The sequence below is a fragment of the Polynucleobacter sp. 35-46-11 genome, from assembly GCF_002281105.1.
Genome location: NZ_NCFJ01000646.1, coordinates 1 through 1,251, shown reverse-complemented (window position 1 = coordinate 1,251; position 1,251 = coordinate 1). Strand labels below are relative to the sequence as shown.

The following is a 1,251-nucleotide window of genomic DNA, read 5'->3' as shown; positions in this document are numbered from 1 at the left end:
TTAATCCGGGAGTTAAAGCGGATTGCTATACCTAAGTATTTGATTCTACTACTAGGCTTTTTCAAGGGCTGAGACCCAATTTATTTAATAAGCCCCTACTTTTAGGGGGTTATTTGGGTGGCTTCAGGTCTCTACCCAATAAAAAGATCTCCGAAGACTTTGCTCTAGAGGCCTTAGGCTTTCTGGAAGCGACCGTTTTAAAGACCCTTTTAAAGGATTCTACGATTTGGCTATAGCCACTACCGTTAAAGCACTTAATCAGTAAGGCCCCATCAGGCTTGAGGTGCTGAACCGAAAAATCCAGTGCAATTTCAGCCAAAAAGGCCATCCGAGCCGCATCCGCTACGCCGACCCCAGATAAATTGGGTGCCATATCCGACATCACTAGATCGACTTTTCCATCTGCATCGGCAGGCAAAAGCGCTTCAAGCGCCTTTAAGCCCTCATCCTCACGAAAGTCCCCTTGAATAAAGGAAACATCAGCAATATCCTCCATTGGCAGGATATCAATCGCAATGATGGTTCCATCTGGTTTTCCGGATTCAATATTCGGATTATTTTTGCCCAGCTCAGTCAGGCGATTACGGGCGTATTGGGACCAGCTCCCAGGGGCACTTCCCAGATCCACAATGGTCATACCTGCTTTGATGAGTCGGTCCTGCTCGTCTATTTCGCTCAGTTTATAAACGGCTCGTGCACGATAACCCTCTTTTTGAGCCATCTTCACGTAAGGATCATTTAAGTGATCCTGCAACCAACTTTTATTAAATTTATTCTTTGCCACAACTTACCCACTTTCGACGTCCATTTTCCTTGTTTATGCCCTACAAGGCAAAAGGAATCGACTTAAAACAACTTCATATCTACATACATGAGGCCGAAAGCCCTGTTTTACAAGCCCTAATGCTCTATCATCGAGACCATGACTGCACTTACTATTACCCCCGCACAACGTAAATCCCTTAAAGCTGATGCCCATGGACTGAGCCCAGTTGTCATGATCGGTGGCGATGGCCTGACCCCTGCGGTCATTAAAGAGGCAAAGTTAGCGATTTCTCATCACGGTTTGATTAAAGTTCGCGTATTTGGTGATGATCGTGATGCGCGTATTGCCATCTATGAAGAGCTTTGCGACAAACTAGGTGCAGCTCCAGTTCAGCATATCGGAAAACTACTCGTTCTGTGGAAGCCTATCGATATCGTCGATGCAGCAATGCTCAATTTAGGTCGATCAAGCAAGCAAACTAAGAT

Annotated in this window: 2 protein-coding genes; one reads left to right on the top strand and one right to left on the bottom strand. The window is 45.5% G+C overall.

What is annotated here, in order from left to right:
- Window positions 1-109 precede the first annotated feature (109 nt).
- Window positions 110-784 (bottom strand): RlmE family RNA methyltransferase, encoded by a 675-nt coding sequence (locus B7Y67_RS18430; protein ID WP_215303393.1) that lies wholly within the window; start codon window positions 782-784, stop codon window positions 110-112.
- Window positions 785-922: 138 nt separating this feature from the next.
- Here B7Y67_RS18430 and B7Y67_RS18425 point away from each other — a divergent pair.
- A partial coding sequence (locus B7Y67_RS18425) for a YhbY family RNA-binding protein (protein ID WP_293599877.1) occupies window positions 923-1,251 on the top strand: 329 nt, incomplete at its 3' end.